Here is a 16,931-nt window from a genome sequence, read left to right as displayed (position 1 = left end):
TTGCACCGTTCGGCCACACGAGGGGGGGACGTCCGAGTGACCACCACTGCAGTCACCGCGCCGAGCCGGTTACGGATCGCGCTGATCCTGGGCGCGTTGATCGCGCTCGGTCCACTGACGATCGACACCTACCTGCCCGCGCTGCCGGACGTCGGACGCGACCTCGCCGCGTCCGAGCCGGTCGTGCAGCTGACGCTGACCGGCACACTCGCCGGTCTCGCGCTCGGCCAGCTGGTGATCGGCCCGCTGTCCGACGCCTACGGCCGTCGCAGGCTCCTGCTCGCCGGCACCGCCGTGCACGTGCTGGCCTCCGCGCTGGTCGCCCTCGCCCCGAGCATCGAGGTGCTGGCGGTGCTGCGGGTGCTGCAGGGCGTCGGCGCCTCGGCGGGCGCGGTGATCGGCCTCGCCGTGGTGCGCGACCTGTTCACCGGCCGGGCCGCGGCGACCATGCTCTCGCGGCTGATCCTGGTGATGGGCGCCTTCCCGGTGCTCGCCCCGACTCTCGGCGCCGCCCTGCTCAACTGGGTCTCCTGGCGCGGGGTCTTCCTGTTCCTGGCCGGCTACGGCCTGGTCATGCTGGCCGTGGTCACCTCGGGGCTGCCCGAGACCCTCCCGGTCTCCCGACGCCGGTCGGCCCGGTTCGGCCCCACCCTGCGGACCTATGGCGGGCTGCTGGGCGACCGGACCTTCGTCGGGCTGGTGCTCGTCGCCGGGCTCGCGATGGGCGCGCTGTTCAGCTATGTCTCCGGCGCCGCGTACGTCTACCAGCAGCAGTTCGGGATGGACCAGCAGACGTTCGGCATCGCCTTCGGCGCCGGCGCGATCTGGCTGGTCGTCGGCACCCAGCTCAACCCGGTGGTGCTGCGCCGCTTCGAGCCCCGCCAGGTGATGTCGACCGCCGTCGCCGCCGGGGTGCTCGTCGGGCTCGTGCTGGCCGTGCTCACCGTGACCGGCACCGGCGGCCTGCCCGCCGTGCTCGCCGGGGTGTGGGCACTGCTGCTGGCCTGTGGCTTCGTCCTGCCGAACGCGCCCGCGCTGGCCCTGGCCCGGCACGGCGAGTCCGCCGGGACGGCGTCGGCGCTGCTGGGGTCGCTGCAGTTCGGGATCGGCGCCGCGACCTCGCCCGTGGTCGGACTGCTCGGCAACGACGCGGCCGCGATGGGCACCGCCATGTTCGGCGCGATCGCGCTCGCCGGGATCGCGCTGGTCGCCGTCGCACGGCCGTGGACGCTGCCGGACCTGAACGAGGAGCCCGAGCTCGCGGCCGCGTGAGGGCTGTGTTTGACCTGAAGTCAGCTTCAGGTCATAGCGTCGGGCACCATGGACGCGAGCACCTGGACGGCCCTGCGCAACGCGAGCACCGAGCCCGGCAGGCGCACCCGCCCGGCCGGGGAGACGGCCCACCGGATCCTGGACTTCGCCCGGCCGCACCGGCGGCGGATCGCGGCGTTCCTCGCCGTGAGCACCGTCGCCGCCGTGCTGACGGTGGCGGTGCCGCTGCTGGCCGGGCGGGCCACCGACGCGGTGACCCGCGGCGAGCGGCTCTCGGTGCTCGCGCTGCTGGCCGGGCTGATGGCGGCCGTCGCGCTGGTCGAGGCGGCGCTGTCGATGCTGACCCGCTGGTACTCGGCGAACCTCGGCGAGAGCCTGATCCACCAGCTCCGGACCACCGTGTTCGACCACGTGCAGCGGATGCCGGTCGCGTTCTTCACCCGCACCCGCACCGGCGCCCTGGTGTCGCGGCTGAACTCCGACGTGCTCGGGGCGCAGCGGGCGTTCTCCGACACCCTCGCCGGAGTGGTGTCCAACGTCGTCGTACTGGTGCTGACCCTCGCCGCGATGCTGGTGATCTCCTGGCCGGTGACCCTGCTGGTGACGCTGCTGCTGCCGGCGTTCCTGGTCCCGGCCCGGCTGATGGGGCGGCGGCTCGCCGCACTGGAGCGGGCGGCCGCGGACCACAACGCGGCGATGAGCACCCGGATGACCGAACGGTTCTCCGCGCCCGGCGCCACCCTGATCACGCTGTTCGGCCGCCCGGAGCGCGAGTCCGCGGAGTTCGCCGAGCGGGCCGACCGGGTCCGCGCGATCGGGGTGCGATCGGCGATGCTGCAGTGGACGTTCGTGACGGCGCTGACGCTCGCGTCGTCGCTGGCCGTCGCCGTCGTCTACGGGGTCGGGGGCGGGTTCGCGCTGGCCGGGGCGCTGTCGGCGGGGAACGTCGTGGCGCTCGCGCTGCTGCTGACCCGGCTCTACCAGCCGCTGACCGCGCTGGCCGGCGCCCGGATGGAGATCATGACGGTGCTGGTCAGCTTCGAGCGGGTGCTCGAGGTCCTCGACCTGGAGCCGATGATCACCGACGCCCCGGGGGCGTGCCCGGTGCCCGACGGGCCGGTCGGCGTCGAGTTCGACCGGGTGTCGTTCGCCTACCCGACCGCCGAGCAGGTGTCGCTGGCGTCGCTGGAGGAGGTGGCGACGCTCGACACCCGCGGCGGGGAGCAGGTGCTGCACGAGGTGTCGTTCAGCGCCCCGCCCGGCGCCGTGGTGGCGGTCGTCGGGTCGTCGGGGGCCGGGAAGTCCACGGTCGCCCAGCTGCTCGCCCGGCTCTACGACGTCGGCGACGGCGCGGTCCGGATCGGCGGGGTGGACGTGCGCGAGCTGACGACCGCCTCGGTGCACCGCGCGGTCGGGTTCGTGACCCAGGACGGGCACCTGCTGCACGACACGGTGGCGGCGAATCTGCGGATCGGGGCACCGGAGGCCACGGACGCCGAGCTGTGGGCGGCGCTGCGCCGGGCCCGGCTCGACGGCCTGGTGGCGGCCCTGCCGGACGGGCTCGCGACCGTCGTCGGGGAGCGGGGGTACCGGCTGTCCGGCGGGGAGCGCCAGCGGATGACGATCGCGCGGGTGCTGCTGGCCCGGCCGCGGATCGTGGTCCTGGACGAGGCCACGGCCAGCCTGGACACCACCTCGGAGGCCGCGGTGCAGGCGGCGCTGGCCGAGGCGCTGGACGGGCGGACCGCACTCGTCATCGCACACCGGCTGTCCACCGTCCGCCACGCCGACGAGATCCTCGTGCTCGAACAGGGCCGGATCGTCGAGCGCGGGGACCACACCGGGCTGCTGGCCCGGGGCGGGCGCTACGCCGAGCTGTGGGCCGGGGCGCCGGCCGCGGCCTAGCGGAAGTCCTCCGGCGACACCTCGTCGATGAACTCGCGGAACTCCTGCATCTGCTGCTCCGGCGGGACGTCCGCCGGGCCGGCGGTGGCCGCGCGGGCCTGCGCGGCGGCGCCGGTGGTGTCGTCGCCGTCGGGGGGCAGGACGTCGTCGACGGCCTGGCCGACCTCGTCGAGCACGTGCTCGGCCATCCCGATCGGCAACCCCTCCCGGACGGCCAGCGACAATGCGTCCGACGGGCGCACGGCCAGCCGGGTGCCGCCGTCGAAGACCAGCTCGGCGGTGTAGACACCGTCGACGAGGTCGGAGATCTCGACCTGCTCCAGGGTGCGGCCCAGCGCCTCCACGACCGGGAGCAGCACGTCCTGGGTGAGCGGGGTGCCCTCGTCGTCGCGCGGGCCCACGGCGATGACCTCGGCCTGCGGCGGCCGTAGGAACACCGGTACGCAGCGGTCGCCGTCGGCCTCGCCGAGCAGCAGCACCGGCTGGCGTGACCGGGCATGCACGATCAGGCGAAGGACGTGCATCCTCCGAGTCATTCGCACAGTGTCCCCCGTGACGGCAGGTGACGGAAGTCTCAGAAAGAGACGCCCCCTCAGCCCCGGGCGAGCCAGGGCATCGTCGTCGCCGCGACGGTCAGGAACTGCACGTTCGCCTCCGGCGGCAGCCCGGCCATGTAGACGACGGCGTCGGCGACGTGCCGGACGTCGAAGGTGGCCTCCGGACGCATCGAACCGTCGGCCTGCCTCGCGCCGGTCGCGATGCCCGCGGTCATCTCGGTGGCGGCGTTGCCGATGTCGATCTGACCGCAGGCGATGCCGAACCCGCGGCCGTCGAGCGAGAGCGACTTGGTCAGCCCGGTGATCGCGTGCTTGGTGGCGGTGTAGGGCGCGCTGCCCGGCCGGGGGACGTGCGCGGAGATCGAGCCGTTGTTGATGATCCGCCCGCCCTGCGGGTCCTGGTGGCGCATCGCCGCGAACGCGGCGCGGGCGCAGAGGAACGAGCCGGTGAGGTTGACCGCGACGGCCGCGTCCCAGTCCTCGACGGAGATCTCGTCGACGGTGCCGCCCGCGCCGAACGTGCCGGCGTTGTTGACCAGCAGGTCGACCCGGCCCCAGCGCTCGTGCACCGCGGCGAACAGGGCGTCGACCGACCTGGGATCGGTGACGTCGGTGGGGACGGTGAGCGTCCCGTCGCGTCCCGCCGCGGCCCTGGTCAGGGGCTCGCGCCGGCGCCCGGCCAGTGCGACCCGCCAGCCGGCGTCGAGCAGGCCGCGGGTCACCGCCTCGCCGATGCCCGACCCGGCCCCGGTCACCACCGCCACACCGCTCATGGGCCCACCCTGCCACGCGCCGTCCGTGACCCCGGACACAGATCGTCACGCGGCTGGCCCCGTGCGGTGTCGGTATCCCGACAGCGCACACACGGGAGGAGAGCGACATGGACGCGACGGTGCTGGTGGTCGGAGCGGGGTACGCGGGGGTCGCGGCGGCGAACCGGATCGCGGCAGGCGGGGCGGCGGTCACGGTCGTCGACCCGCGGGAGGAGTTCGTCGAGCGGGTGCGGCTGCACCGGCTCGCCGCGGGCACCGGGGCGGCGACGGTCCCGCTGCGCGAGGTCCTGCACCGGCGGGTCCGCACCCGCGCGGCGCGGGTCACCCGGATCGGGGACGGCACGGCGACCCTCGACGACGGCGACGTGCTGCGGTTCGATCGGCTCGTGTACGCGGTCGGCAGCGGGGCGGGGACGGCCCCGGACGGCGCGCTGCGGGTGGACACCCTGGAGAGCGCCCGCCGGGTGCACGACGCCGCCGCGGCCCTGCCCGACGGGGCGGTCGTCGCCGTCGTCGGGGCGGGGCTGACCGGGCTGGAGACGGCCACCGAGCTCGCCGCCGCCCGGCCCGGCCTGCGCGTGCGGCTGCTGTCCGCGGGCCCGGTCGCCGCGGAGCTGCCCGCCCGCAGCCGGGACCGGGTCCGCGCCCGGCTGGCGTCGCTGGGGGTGGAGGTCGGCGAGGGCGTCACGGTGACCGACCCGGCCGCGCTCGGCGCCGGCCTGGTCGTGTGGACCACGACGCCCGCGGTCCCGGGGCTGGCCCGGGACTCCGGCCTGCCCGTCGACGACGACGGCCGCCTGCGCACCGACGCCACGCTCACCTGCACCGGCGACGCCCGGATCGTCGGCGCGGGCGACGCCGTCGCCGCCCCACCGGAGGTCGGGCTGGTCCGCGCGAGCTGCCAGGCCGCCCTCCCGCTCGGGGTCGCCGCGGCGCGCACCGTGCTCGCGGGCCTGCGCGGACGCCCCGCACCGGCGGCCTCGGTGTCCTACGCCGCGCAGTGCCTGGCGCTCGGGCCGGACGCCGCGCTGATCCAGCTCGTGGACCGCCACGACGTGCCCCGGCCGGTCGCGCTCGGCGGCGGCGCGGCGGCCGTGGTGAAGGAGCAGGTGTGCCGCTACGCGCTGCGCCGGGCCCGGGGGCGGGTGGCCTGAGGTGGACCCGCTCGCCGAGTTCGACCGCCACCGCGGCCTGCTGTTCGCCGTCGCCTACGAGATCCTCGGGAGCGTCGCCGATGCCGAGGACGTGCTGCAGGACAGCTGGCTGCGCTGGTCGGCCACGGCGCACGACGAGGTGGGGAATCCGCGGGCGTACCTGGCGCGGGTGGTGTCGCGGCAGGCGCTGAACCGGCTGCGCACCGTCGCCCGGGCCCGGGAGACCTACCCCGGACCGTGGCTACCCGACCCGCTGCCGACCGGCGACGACGGCGCCGCCGACCGCGCCCTGCGCACCGATGACGTGACCGTCGCGATGCTGCTCGTGCTGGAGACCCTCGCCCCGGAGGAGCGTGCGGTGTTCGTGCTGCGGGAGGCCTTCGGCACCGGCTACGACGAGATCGCCGCCGCGACCGGGCGCCCGGTCTCCACGGTCCGGCAGATCGCGCACCGGGCGCGCGAGCACGTGCGGGCCCGCCGGCCGCGCTTCACCGTGCCCCCGGACCGGGCCCGGCGGGTGGCGGAGGCGTTCGTCGGGGCGGCGCTGGGCGGCGACGTCGCGGCGCTGACCGCGTTGCTGGCCCCCGAGGTCGTCTCGCTCGCCGACGGTGGCGGCGCGGTGTCGGCGGCCCGGCGCCCGATCCGCGGGGCGGAGAAGGTCGCCCGGTTCCTCGTCGGGCTGGCGGCGCGGCCGCTGCCGGGCGCGCTGACCGGCGCCGCGGAGTTCAACGGGCTCCCCGCGGTGGTGGTGCGCGGGCCGGACGGCGTCGACAGCGTCGTGCTCGTCGAGGTGTCCGAGGTGGACGGGGCCGACCTGGTCACCGCGGTCTACGCGGTGCGCAACCCGGAGAAGCTCGCCCACCTGTGAACACCCGGGCCCGGGGCGCAGGCCGACGGCGCCTCGGGCTCTCTCCGGCCGTCTCGCGCGCACGCTAGAGAAGCGCAGACCACCCGAGCGAGCAGGCGCGCGTAGCACCCTCTAGCCCTGTCTCGGATCGCTCCGAGAGAAGCGCAGACGAGTACATCGATCGTCGATCCGCCTCTGTACCGCTTTCTCGCACGCACACTAGACACCGTCATACGACAGCATCGACACACGAGCATGCCGTCGCATACCGCCGTCTAGAACGGTCGCGAGAGATCCGGATACGGGACGATCGACCTGATGCGCTACTCCTCTCCCGGTCGCGTCGTCGCAGCGTAGCAGCCCTGTGTCGAACGTGTGTGCGAGGGCCCGGAGTCAGCTTCGGAAGGCGGCGAGGGCGTCGGCCGTGCCCGCGAGCCCGTGCCGGCGCACCCGTCCGGCGGGCTCCCCGACGACCCGCGAGAAGGCCCGTGCGAACGCCGCCTCGGACCGGTAACCGAACCGGTGGGCCGCCTGTGCCACCGTCCCACTCCCCCCTGACAGGAACTCGGCGGCGGCGTGCATCCGCCACCGGGTCACGTAGCCCATCGCGGACTCGCCGACGAGCTCGGTGAACCGGGCGGAGAACGCCGACCGCGACATGGCCGCCGTCGCGGCGAGCGCGGCGACGGTCCAGTCCCGCTCCGGCTCGCGGTGCACCGCGGCGAGCGCGCGGCCGATCCGGTCGTCGGCGAGCGCGCCGAGCCAGCCGGTACGGGTGGCCGCGTCGGCCTGCAGCCGGCCGCGCACCGCCTGCAGGACCAGCACGTCGGCCAGCCGGGTGATCACCGCGTCACTGCCGGGGCCGCCGTGCTCGACCTCCGCGGCCAGCAGCCGCAGCGTGTCCTGCACCCGGTCCCCGATCGGCGACGGCTCGACCCGGACGAGGTCGGGCAGGCTCGCGACGAGGTCGCCCGCGGCGGGGTGGGAGAACCGGACCGCGCCGCACACCATCCGGGTCACCGGACCCTCGCCGCCGTGCCGGAGCAGGGCGTAGCGCCCGTCGAGCATCGGGTGCGGGATCGACCGGATGTCCGGGGCGGACACACCGGGCGCACTGCGCAGCGCGTGCCCGGTCCCCCGCGGCACGACGACGAGCTCGCCGGGGCGCAGCTCGCGGTCGGCTCCGTCCCCGGCCCCGTCCCGGCCGCCGGCGCCGTCGACGGTGAGCCGGCACCCGCCGGAGGTGACGACGTGGAACCAGAGGCAGCCCGGCGTCGGCGGCAGCGTCATCCCCCACGGCTCGCCGAGCTCGGAGCGGCAGTAGAAGACGCCGTCCATCCGCAGCACGTGCAGCGCCTCCCCGAGCGGGTCGGCGGCCGGGAACGGCGGCGCGGTGGACACGGTGCACAGCATGACAGTCCGTCCACAGCTCATCCCCACCTGTGGACGAATAAGCACCAGTTGTGGATCCACAGCCATTCTGCGTCCGGCCGATGGCGGTGATCGTGGACGGACACCGACGAGAGGGGTTCGACATGATCACCGTGCTGGGTGCGACCGGGAACGTGGGATCGCAGGTCGTCCGGGAGCTGACCGCGGCCGGGGTGGACGTCCGCGCCGTCGCGCGCCGCCCGGCCGTCGCCGCGCCGGGGGTGCGGCCGTGGCCCGGCGACCTGGGCGACCGGGCGTTCCTGCGCCGGGCGTTCGACGGCGCGGCCGCCGCGTTCGTCCTGCTGCCGTTCGACGTCACCGCACCCGACCACGCCGCCCACCAGGCTCGGCTCGGGGAGTCGGTCGTCGCCGCGCTGCGGGACGCGGCCGTGACCCGGGTCGTCGCGCTGAGCTCGCTCGGGGCGGAGGTCCCGGGCGGCCCCGGCCTTGCCGCGACCGGGTACCTGGGCAGCCTGCACGACCAGGAGGCCCGGCTGGCGACGCTCGACGCGTACGTCACCCGGGTCCGGCCGGGCCTGTTCCTGGAATCGTTCCTGTGGTCGGCCGACGCCATGCGGGCGCACGGGGTGCACGCCGACTCGGTCGACCCGGACGTCGCGCTGCCGATGGCCGCCACCCGCGACGTCGGCCGGGCCGCCGCCGCGGCCCTGCTCGACCCGGACGCACCGGACGTCGTGGAGGTGCAGGGTGCGGCGGACCGGACGGTGCCCGACGTCGTCGCCGCGCTCGGGCCCGCGTTGGGCCTGCCGGACCTGGCCTACGTGCGCGTCCCCGACGGGGAGATGGAGCGGCTGCTGCGCGGGGCCGGACTGTCCGCCGACGGGGCGCGGCTGCACGTCGCGATGAACCGGGCGTTCAACGAGGGCCGGGTCCGGGCGCACGGCCCGCGGGGCGCCGCCGACGGCGTGCTGACCGTCGAGGAGTGGGCGGCGGGGGTGGCGGGATGACCGGCGTCCTCGACGGAGCCGCTCTCACCGGGGCGGGCCTGCTCGGCGGGGTCTACCTGGCGTTCTCGGTCGCAGTGCTCCCCGCCCTGCGTCGTCGCCCCGCCGCGGAGGCGGTCACGGTGATGCGCGGGGTGAACCGGGTGATCGTGAACCCGGTGTTCGGGACTGTTCGCCGGCACCGCACTGCTCGCCGGCGCGGTGACGGTGGCCGGGGCGCTCGGCGGGCAGCCCCTGCGGATCGCGGGCGGGGTCGCGGTGCTGGCCGGCTTCGCCGTGACCGCCGCGGTGAACATCCCGCTCAACAACGCCCTGGAACGCGACGGCGACTGGGCCGCGTTCGCCCCGCGGTGGAGCGTCGCGAACCACCTCCGGGGGGGCGTTCTCGGCACTCGGTGTGGTCCTGCTGCTGCTCTGAGTCGAACGTGTGTGCGACATCTCGGGGACCCGCCTGGCGCCTGCCGGGGCGGGCGGGGCACGCTGGTCGCCGCGCCCGCTCCCCCGGGTGCGGACCGGCCGTCGCCCGCGACGGCTCCGCAGCGACGACCGGGGGAGCATGAACACCCACGAACGACGGCGGCTGGCCGCCCTGCGCACCGACCGCGAGACGGTGCTCGCCGCCGCGGCCGCGCTGCGGCACGAGGCCGTGCAGGCGCGCTACGCCGGGCTCAGCCGCCCCGAGATCGCGTTCGGGCTGGCCTCGGTGCTGGAGATGCTGGCGATGCGGATCGCCGACCAGCCCCCGGACGTCCGCGCGCACGTCGTGCGGATCGCCCGGGAGATGGCCGGCGACACGATGGACTCACCGACGATCCGGCGCACCCGTCGTCGGTGATCCACCGGAGTTGTCCACAGGTGTGTGCACAGCTGGGGACGGATCGAACCGGTGTTCGACCGGGGCCTAGCGGACGCCCTCCATCAGGACCTTCAGCTTCGGCACGAGCACGAGCACCACGATGCCGACGACGATCGCAGCGGCCCCGGTGATGCCGAAGTACGCGGCTTCGTTCTCCTCGCTGTAGAAGTCGGCCAGGACTCCGGCGAGCACCGATCCCATCGAGACCGACAGGAAGAACAGGGCCACCATCTGGGTGCGGAACGCGGCCGGAGCCAGCTTCGTCGACAGCGATTGACCGACTGGAGAGGTGAAGAGCTCTCCGATGCAGAACACCAGCAGGATCCCGGCGACGGCCAGCATCGGGGTGCCGTTGGCCCCGGTACCGGCCAGTGGCACGAACAACAGGAAGCCGACACCGATGATGATCGTGCCGAGCGCCATCTTCGCCGGCGACGCCGGCTGACGCGGGCCGAGCTTGGTCCACACCGCGGCGAACACTCCGGCCAGCAGCACGACGAACAGTGGTTCGATCGCCTGGACGGAGCCGGCCGGGATCTCGAACAGACCGAATACCGAGCGGTTCAGTCGTTCGTCCGCGTAGATCGTCAGTACGGTGAAGATCTGCTGGAAGATCGCCCAGAAGACAGCGCTGGCGACCCACATCGGCAGGAAGGCCAGCACACGGCGGCGCTCGACCCGGTTCACCCTGGAGCTGGTCAGCATCACGGAGAAGTAGGCGATCGTGGCGACCGCGACGACCCCGGTGACGATGTAGTCCAGGCGACCCGCCGTGATCACCCCGGTGACCGTGAGGACCAGCAGCACGACGACGACGGCCGCGCCGATCAGCCCGGCGCGGGTCCGCTGCGAGGCCGGGAGCGGGTTGGGCGGGAGCTTGCCCTCCGCCGGAAGGCTCCGGCGGAAGAACGCGTACTGGGCCAGACCGATCGCCATGCCGAGCGCGGCGAGACCGAACCCGATGTGGAAGCTCTCCGCACGGGTCTGCACGACCGGGGTGAGGATCTGTCCGAGCAGAGCGCCGATGTTGACGCCCAGATAGAAGATCGAGAACCCGGCGTCGCGGCGGTCGTCACCCTCGCCGTAGAGCATCGCGACGATCGTCGACGCGTTCGCCTTGATCCCGCCGCTGCCGAGCGCGACGAGGACGAGACCACAGGCCAGCCCTGCTCCGCCCGGCAGGAGCGCCAGAGCGATGTGCCCGGCCATGACCGCCACCGCGCTGCCGAAGAGGACATGCTCCGGACCGAACAGCCGATCGCCGAGCCACGCGGCGAGGATCGTCGAGAGGTAGACGGTTCCGCCGTAGGCTCCGACGACTCCGGCCGCGACTCCCTGGTCGTAGCCGAGGCCACCGGCGGTGACCTCGTAGTACATGTAGTACAGCAGGATCGCCTGCATGCCGTAGAAGGAGAACCGCTCGAACATCTCGACGCCGAAGAGCGTCGCGAGCTGAACGGGGTGACCGAGAAAGGTCCTCTCCCGGCGCTGAGGGTTGGTCGTGGTGTCGGACACCCGCCCGGTCTACCCTCGGAGTTTCATCAGGTAAAGATCGAACACCCGACTGATGCCTCACAGCCCCCCGAGGTCCCCTACCACCGCCGCGGGTACGCCGCCGGCGCTACCCGGTCATGGCACAGCCTTGCACGGCATGCAGACCGTGATCGGCTTCGTGCAACAGCCGTCGACTGTTGCGGCGCAGCCCGCGATGCACGCCGCACAGGCGATATAGCCTGCTTTTCCTTTTGCATTCTTGCACGAGGCACAGCTGGCGCACCCCGCACACACCTTGAGGTCGATCGCACCACACCCGGGCCCGTCGTACATCGTTGTCGTACTACACGTTCCACACTTTCCCTGCACTTCTGCCGGATGCAGTTCAACGAGCCCAGCCCCGCTCACCGCCATCGCTTTCATCACGAGGACGTCATTGCCCTGCTTCTGCCACATCGCATAATCTCGATGCCCCGCACCCTGAACTCCTGAGAATTCTCGCGCTACTAGCACACGGGCGTCGTCCGCCGCGAGCGCAGTCACCGTCATCTCTCCACCGCCTCGGAGCCTATGACGTGCCCCCTGCACCGCCACGGGCTGAAAGGTGAACGAGTCCATTCCAGCGCGCGTCATCAGCAGTCGGAAGTCGGAATCGACCGCGAGGCGATCCATTGCACCGGAGAGGTAGCCGGACGGGAGATCGTGGTATCCGGCGGAGTGCAGTGCGGTGGTGCCGGCTGCAAGTCGGCGAACAGGAGCACCCGCCGTCGAGTTGATCAGTCTCGGCGAGGCCACGGCCGTCACCGCTACCGCTCCGCCTACACAGGCGGCCCTGAGGAAGCCTGCTCTGGACAGGCCGGCCTGATCAGAGCGGCGACTCGTTCGCTCACCGAGGGCAAGAACAACTCGCCCGGCACGACGAAATCCAAGAAGACGAGTCAGAGTCGCCGCCATCCCGGCGCCGATATGACACCGAACCCCTTCTTCATCGACCTGGATGAGAGTCGGTCTCCATGGGGGATTCCTGCCGTAGAACGCGCTTCGCAGGTCCCTGACCATCGGATCCGCGAGCGGCATGACTTCGATCTCTGACGCAATCTCGTTCGAGACTACTTCACTGATCCTGGCGCAGCGACCGCACGACGAGTCAAATGCAAGGAAGAAATGGACGGGAGCCATGGCAACCACTTTCACCTCGACGACGACTCGCCCCCGACGCTAGGGGCCCACCATGTCGACCCGCAATCACGAGACCCGCTGGGACACCATCGAATGAATCTGTGTTTTTCTATTGAATGACATCGATGTCACCGTGAATGGACCGACAGGATTCCGTCCACATGCTGGTCAGCGGATCACCTGAGCTCCGCCGGTCCCTCCTCCGGGACCATCCCGACCCGGTCGGCGACCGCGGCCATCACGTCCTGGACGGCGACGGTGTCGGCCAGCGGCATGACCGGGCTCTCCGTCTCTCCCGCCGCGACCCGGCGGGTCACCTCCTCGATCTCGTGCGCGTAGCCGCGCCCGGTGGCCGGCAGCACGATCTCCTCGGGGTCGGCGCCGTGCCGGCGCACCACGATCCGGTCCGGGTGGTGGAAGCGCGGCGGCACCTCGATCCAGCCCTCGGTGCCGATCACCCGGGCCGAGCCGGGCATCGCGCACTGCAGGCTGACCTGCAGTGCGGCGCTGCGGCCGTCGGGCCAGCCGAGCAGGATCGACTCCTCCAGGTCCACACCGGACGGCGTCAGCGCACCGCTCGCCGCGACCGTGCCCGGACTGCCGAGCAGCATCTGGGCGAAGGAGACCACGTAGACGCCGAGGTCGAACAGGGCGCCGCCGCCGAGCTCCGGGGAGAAGAACCGGTCGTCGGCCCCGGAGCGGTTGCGCACGCCGAGATCGGCCTGCACGGAGCGGACCTCCCCGATCGCGCCCTCGGCGACGAGCTCGCGCAGCCGGACGACGGCCGGGAAGAACCGCGTCCACATCGCCTCCATCACGAACACGCCGCGGTTGCGGGCGGCGGCGGCGATCTCGCGGGTCGCGACGGAGCTGACCGTGAACGCCTTCTCGATCATCAGGGCCTTGCCCGCCTCGATCGCGGCCAGCGCGATCGCGCGGTGCTGCGGATGCGGGGTGGCGACGTAGAGGACGTCGACGTCCGGGTCGTCGAGGATCGCGCGGTAGCCGGTGTGCACCCGGTCGACGCCGTGCCGGCGGGCGAAGTCGGCACCGCGTTCCGCGGAACGCGACGCGACGGCGACGAGCTCGGCGCCGGGCACGTGTGCGAAGTCCGGTGCGACGGCGTCGGCGATGCGGCCGGGCCCGATGATTCCCCACTTCACGGTCATGCCCCGATCCTGCCCGGAGCCCGGCCGAAGTTCCCGGCGCACGACCGATGAGTCCGGTCACCGCCCCCGGTCCACCCCTTCGAACGGCACCGGGACCCCGGCGCCACCGTCCATAGGAGCCCCCGATGCCGAACATGATCTTCGTGAACCTGCCGGTCAGCGACCTGGACGCCGCGAAGGCGTTCTACTCCGCGCTCGGCTTCACCCTGAACGAGCAGTTCTCCGACGAGCGCACCGCCTCGTTCGTCGTCAGCGACGCGATCGTCGTCATGGTGATGGCGGAGGACCGGTTCCGGGAGTTCACCGAGCAGCCCGGTGTCGCCGACCCGCGGACCGCTCGCGAGGTCATCAACGCCTTCGGCGTCGAGAGCCGCGACGACGTCGACCGGCTGATCGACGCCGGTCTGGCCGCGGGCGGGACGCTGTCCGGCAAGACCGAGGACCACGGCTTCATGTACGGCCGCGGCATCGACGACCCGGACGGCCACCACCTCGAGTTCGTCTGGATGGACGCCGCGGCCCTCGCCGGGGAGTGATCCCCGCCCGGTCCGTCACCGCCGTCCGAGGGGTGCGGCGACGGACCGGGCCGATCGGCGCCGGCCCCGGTCGGCGTCCGGTCGGACGGCGCAGGATCCGGCGGCGCACCGGCCGGGCAGCACAGCGGCGACGGGCGGTTCAGACGGCGCGCAGCGGGCGCACCTTGCGGACCAGCCCGTCGATGGCGAGCGCGTAGCCGTCGACGCCGAATCCGACGACGATCCCGGCCGCCACCGGCGAGACGAACGAGTGGTGCCGGAAGGTCTCGCGGCCGTGCACGTTGGAGATGTGCACCTCGACCGTGGGGAGCTCGGCGCCCTCGATCGCGTCGTGCAGCGCGACCGAGGTGTGGGTGTAGGCGGCGGCGTTGAGGATCAGGCCGACCGCGTCGGCGCGCTTCACCGCGGCGCCGGCCTCGTGGATCCAGTCGACGAGGACGCCCTCGTGGTTGGTCTGGCGGAAGTCCAGCTCGAGGTGGTGCGCGGCGGCCGACTCCCGGCACAGCGCCTCGACGTCGGTGAGCACGGTCGTCCCGTACACCTCCGGCTTGCGGGTCCCGAGCAGGTTGAGGTTCGGGCCGTTGAACACGAAGACGGTGGTCACGCCCGCGATCCTCTCAGCCGCGCCAGCCGGGGCGGACCAGGCCCGACTCGTAGGCCAGCACGACCAGCTGCGCGCGGTCCCGGGCACCGAGCTTGGTCATCGTGCGGCTGACGTGGGTCTTCGCCGTCGTCGGGCTCATGTGCAGGCGGGCGGCGATCTCGTCGTTGGACAGCCCGGCCGCGACCTCGGCGAGGACCTCCCGCTCGCGGTCGGTGAGCTCGCCGAGCCGGACCGCGCCGTCGGGGCCGCCGCGGGAGCGCGCCGCGAACTCGGCGATCAGGGTGCGGGTGACCGCCGGGGCGAGCAGGGCCTCCCCGCTGTGGACGACCCGGATGGCGTGGATGAGGTCGGCCGGTTCGGAGTCCTTGACCAGGAACCCGCTGGCGCCGCCGCGGATCGCGTCGAAGACGTAGGAGTCGTCGGTGAAGGTGGTCAGGACGACCACCCGGGTGTCGGCGAGGTCCGGGTCGTCGGTGATCTCCCGGGTCGCGGTGATGCCGTCGGTGCCGGGCATGCGGATGTCCATGAGGACGACGTCCGGGTGATGCTCGCGGGCCGCGGTGACGGCCTGTGCGCCGTCGGCGGCCTCGGCGACCACGTCCAGGTCGGGCTGGGAGCCGAGCAGGGCGCGGAACCCGGAGCGGACGAGCGCCTGGTCGTCGGCGAGCAGGACGCGGATCACGTGTCGGCTCCCGGGTTCGCGGGGCGGTCGGGGACGTGGGCCCGCCCGGGGCGGTCGGTCGCCCCGGGGGCCCCGGCCCGTCCGGTCGGGTCGGCCGGAGCGGGTTCCGCGGGGGAGCGCCCGGCCGGGGCGGAGCCCGGGGCGGCGGAGCCCGGGGCCACAGGGTCCGGGGCGGCAGGGTCCGGGGCGGCAGGGTCCGGGGCGGCAGGGTCGGCCGGCGGCGCGGGCAGGTGGGCGCGCACCCGGAAGCCCCGCTCCGGGCCCGGCCCCGCCTCCAGGGTCCCGCCGACCGAGCGCGCACGCTCGCGCATGCCGGTCAGCCCCGTGCCGTCCACCGCGCCGGGCGCCGGGCCGGCACCGTCGTCGTCGACGGTCAGGTCCAGCGCGTCGTCGCCGAAGCGCAGGGTGACCACCGCGCCGCCGGCCCCGGCGTGCCGACGCGTGTTGGTCAGCGACTCCTGCACGATCCGGTACGCCGCCAGGTCGACCCCGGTCGGCAACGGTCGCGGGGTCCCCCCGGTGCCGCGGCGCACCGGCAGCCCCGCGGCGCGCACCTCGTCGAGCAGCGCGTCGAGCCGGTCCAGGCCGGGGGTGGGCGCCCGCGGGGCCTGCTCGTCGACCCCACGCAGCACGCCGAGGGTGGAGCGCATCTCGCGCAGCAGGTCGCGGCTGGCCCGCTTGATCTCGGTGAGCGCGCTGCGGGCCTGCTCCGGGTCGTCGTCCATCAGGTAGAGCGCGACCCCGGCCTGCACGTTGATCAGGGAGACGTGGTGGCCCAGTACGTCGTGCAGCTCCTGGGCGATGCGCAGCCGCTCGGCGTCGGCGCTGCGCCGACGCTCGGCCTCGGCGGCCCGCCGGGCCTGCGCCGTGCGCTCGCGCCGGACCCGCCAGAGGGCGCCGCCCGCGACGAGCGCCGCCAGCCAGGCCAGGACCGGCGCGGTCGCCGGCCACGGGATCGGCCGCCCGGTCACGAGCAGCCACCCGGTCAGCACGGCCGACGCGACGGCCACCACCGCGAGCGCGCGGTGGTGGCGCCCCGCGGCGACCGCCGACACCAGCGCCACGGCGAACGCGAACCCGAGCGGCCCGATCGGCGGGTACCCCAGGCCCAGGTAGACGACGACCGCGGCCGCGCACACCGCGAGCGCCACGACCCGGTTCAGGTGCCGGAACAGCAGCGCGACCGGCCCCATCGCGAGCAGTGCGGCGGCGAGCCCGTCGAGCGGGAGTGCCGTCGCGTCCGGGTCCGGGTACTGCGCGCTGCGGACGGCGTAGAACGCCGTCCCGCCCACGGTGAACAGGCCGGCGACCAGCGCGGGGACGATGATCCGCGCGATCCCGCCCCACCTCGGACGTCGGTCGGCGGGCACGCGGGACACCGTAGACCGGGGCACCGACAGCGGTCGTCGTCCGGACGGTGACCGGTGCCGTACACCCGCGGGAGTACAGGGGCGGCCGCTCCTTCCCCGGGGGCGGCAGCGGGATCGGCGACCGCGGACGGACGCGC

The 16,931-nt window shown here is 73.8% G+C and carries 15 protein-coding genes; 7 read left to right on the top strand and 8 right to left on the bottom strand.

The genetic code is table 11. The features are described 5' to 3' along the window. Positions 1-36: 36 nt before the first annotated feature. Positions 37-1,272, top strand: coding sequence for a multidrug effflux MFS transporter (locus tag DMP15_RS04030; protein WP_073576819.1), 1,236 nt, complete (start codon positions 37-39; stop codon positions 1,270-1,272). 48 nt (positions 1,273-1,320) lie between these two features. After that, complete coding sequence (locus DMP15_RS04025; RefSeq protein ID WP_337825468.1) at positions 1,321-3,177, top strand: ABC transporter ATP-binding protein; 1,857 nt, start codon at positions 1,321-1,323, stop codon at positions 3,175-3,177. Here DMP15_RS04025 and DMP15_RS04020 read toward each other — a convergent pair. Together DMP15_RS04020 and DMP15_RS04015 are read right to left on the bottom strand one after the other, a co-directional pair. Further along, a complete protein-coding gene (locus DMP15_RS04020; RefSeq protein ID WP_224401208.1) occupies positions 3,174-3,701 on the bottom strand; it encodes a bifunctional nuclease family protein in 528 nt (175 codons plus the stop codon). The genes DMP15_RS04025 and DMP15_RS04020 overlap by 4 nt on opposite strands. A 68-nt stretch (positions 3,702-3,769) precedes the next feature. Further along, positions 3,770-4,507 (bottom strand): SDR family oxidoreductase, encoded by a 738-nt coding sequence (locus DMP15_RS04015; protein ID WP_073575953.1) that lies wholly within the window; start codon positions 4,505-4,507, stop codon positions 3,770-3,772. 107 nt (positions 4,508-4,614) lie between these two features. Between DMP15_RS04015 and DMP15_RS04010 the strand changes: the two genes are divergently transcribed. Continuing rightward, entirely contained in the window at positions 4,615-5,661 is a 1,047-nt protein-coding gene (locus tag DMP15_RS04010) for an FAD-dependent oxidoreductase (RefSeq protein WP_073575954.1), read from the top strand. 1 nt (position 5,662) lies between these two features. Further along, positions 5,663-6,529, top strand: a complete 867-nt coding sequence (gene sigJ / locus DMP15_RS04005; protein ID WP_073575955.1) for an RNA polymerase sigma factor SigJ — start codon at positions 5,663-5,665, stop codon at positions 6,527-6,529. 372 nt (positions 6,530-6,901) lie between these two features. On the opposite strand, the gene DMP15_RS04000 is transcribed toward sigJ, so the two are convergent. Beyond that, positions 6,902-7,909: a cupin domain-containing protein gene (locus tag DMP15_RS04000; protein ID WP_083658715.1), complete on the bottom strand. Its 1,008-nt coding sequence runs from the start codon at positions 7,907-7,909 to the stop codon at positions 6,902-6,904. Between the two features lie 134 nt (positions 7,910-8,043). On the opposite strand from DMP15_RS04000, the gene DMP15_RS03995 reads away from it, so the two are divergent. Both DMP15_RS03995 and DMP15_RS03990 read left to right on the top strand, forming a co-directional pair. After that, on the top strand, positions 8,044-8,907 hold the full coding sequence (locus DMP15_RS03995; protein WP_073576124.1) for an NmrA family NAD(P)-binding protein: 864 nt from the start codon (positions 8,044-8,046) through the stop codon (positions 8,905-8,907). Between the two features lie 553 nt (positions 8,908-9,460). Continuing rightward, positions 9,461-9,739 (top strand): hypothetical protein, encoded by a 279-nt coding sequence (locus DMP15_RS03990; protein WP_062398562.1) that lies wholly within the window; start codon positions 9,461-9,463, stop codon positions 9,737-9,739. A 66-nt stretch (positions 9,740-9,805) separates the two neighbouring features. Here DMP15_RS03990 and DMP15_RS03985 read toward each other — a convergent pair whose 3' ends face one another. Then, complete coding sequence (locus DMP15_RS03985) at positions 9,806-11,275, bottom strand: peptide MFS transporter (protein WP_337825467.1); 1,470 nt, start codon at positions 11,273-11,275, stop codon at positions 9,806-9,808. 1,334 nt (positions 11,276-12,609) lie between these two features. After that, the gene (locus DMP15_RS03980; RefSeq protein WP_073575958.1) at positions 12,610-13,602 is read right to left on the bottom strand and encodes a Gfo/Idh/MocA family protein; all 993 of its coding nucleotides are present in this window, start codon (positions 13,600-13,602) and stop codon (positions 12,610-12,612) included. Positions 13,603-13,727: 125 nt separating this feature from the next. Between DMP15_RS03980 and DMP15_RS03975 the strand changes: the two genes are divergently transcribed. Further along, positions 13,728-14,138 carry a VOC family protein gene (locus DMP15_RS03975; RefSeq protein ID WP_073575959.1) on the top strand — a complete coding sequence of 137 codons (411 nt, stop codon included), beginning with the start codon at positions 13,728-13,730 and terminating at the stop codon, positions 14,136-14,138. 139 nt (positions 14,139-14,277) lie between these two features. Here the strand turns inward: DMP15_RS03975 and aroQ are convergent, their stop codons facing one another. Genes aroQ through DMP15_RS03960 form a run of 3 tightly spaced genes read right to left on the bottom strand, consistent with a single transcriptional unit; the run spans position 14,278 to position 16,794 of the window. Continuing rightward, positions 14,278-14,751: a type II 3-dehydroquinate dehydratase gene (gene aroQ, locus DMP15_RS03970; protein ID WP_217266903.1), complete on the bottom strand. Its 474-nt coding sequence runs from the start codon at positions 14,749-14,751 to the stop codon at positions 14,278-14,280. A gap of 4 nt (positions 14,752-14,755) precedes the next feature. Beyond that, positions 14,756-15,424, bottom strand: a complete 669-nt coding sequence (locus DMP15_RS03965; RefSeq protein ID WP_073575961.1) for a response regulator transcription factor — start codon at positions 15,422-15,424, stop codon at positions 14,756-14,758. After that, positions 15,421-16,794, bottom strand: coding sequence for a sensor histidine kinase (locus tag DMP15_RS03960; RefSeq protein ID WP_337825466.1), 1,374 nt, complete (start codon positions 16,792-16,794; stop codon positions 15,421-15,423). Before DMP15_RS03960 ends, DMP15_RS03965 begins: the two co-directional genes overlap by 4 nt. Between the last annotated feature and the right edge of the window lie 137 nt (positions 16,795-16,931).

Source organism: Pseudonocardia sp. UM4_GMWB1 (assembly GCF_017312155.1).
Classification (GTDB): domain Bacteria; phylum Actinomycetota; class Actinomycetes; order Mycobacteriales; family Pseudonocardiaceae; genus Pseudonocardia; species Pseudonocardia alni.
This window is presented reverse-complemented; position numbering and strand designations above follow the sequence as displayed.